The organism is Vibrio sp. Isolate32, from assembly GCF_022397955.1.
In the GTDB taxonomy this organism is placed as follows: Bacteria; Pseudomonadota; Gammaproteobacteria; order Enterobacterales; family Vibrionaceae; genus Vibrio.
The window spans coordinates 1-988 of sequence record NZ_JAKEUQ010000077.1; the positions used below are offsets into that span (position 1 = coordinate 1).

Below are 988 nucleotides of genomic sequence, written 5' to 3' on the forward strand. Positions count from 1 at the left end.
GCATGCGACAAGCAGCCAACATTGGTGACGCGATGAAGACCATCATAGGCACCATAGCCATCGGTTTGCAGATAACTACTGTAATTCTCCAAGAAGGCAACAGGGCATGCCCTCGCGCGACTGTTTTGATAGTCGTAAAAGGCGATATTCTTTACATTCGGCTGTGCAGTGTCGGGCGAGTCTGCGCCCGAGCAGTAGAGGCACATATAACACTGTTTATCTTCTTTGAGGACATTGAGCAGCGTTACATCCGCCTGAACCACCACTTGTAGAAGCAGGTGCTCTTTCAAGGCTGCATACAGCGGGGAGAACTTCTCACTGACTTGGATAATCCATCTCGCCATGGTGGTTCGTGACAGTTCGATACCCGACTGGGTAAACAATGACTCTTGGCGGTAAAGTGGCATCGCGTATTGATATTTGCCTAGGATGATGTTGGCCAACATCATCCTAGGCAAAGCTTTTAGGGATGATGCTTTGTGGCGCTGGCTTTTGAACGATACGGCTGTTGTCTTCCGTTTGCTCGCACTGACGACAAGCATATTTAGGACGAACATATTCCAGCACTTTAAGCACAGCTGGTGAGAACTCAAGTTTCTCACTGCGGTCTTCACCGATTTTATGCAGACTATGTTGGCAGCATGCACACTGTTTTTCATGGTCGTCTAAATCGAGTTCGATAACCTCACGAGGCAAAGTCTTTGGAAGTGGCTTGCGTTTACCACGCTTCTTCGTTGTGGTTGTGGTCGTCGTCGTTACCTCAACCTCTTCTTCCTTAGCGGCTTCACATTCCACTTCGTTGAAGAGGTCACCTTGAGATTCATCGTAAGGCTTTAACGCCTCCGAGCGTTTTGCGAACTGGCGGTCGAAAGCAAGTTTGAGTTGCTCAAGCAGAGATTGACGCTCTTGTTTCCATTGGTTTTCTGACGCCATCAGCGCTTTCACCATCGCTTGTAGCTCGGCAACATCTTGGCTTTCTGGGTTGATA

The 988-nt window shown here is 48.7% G+C and carries 1 pseudogene; it reads right to left on the bottom strand.

Going from position 1 to position 988, the window contains the following annotated elements:
• A pseudogene (locus L1D11_RS22445) lies at positions 1–987 on the bottom strand (IS66 family transposase); the annotation flags it as partial.
• Between the last annotated feature and the right edge of the window lies 1 nt (position 988).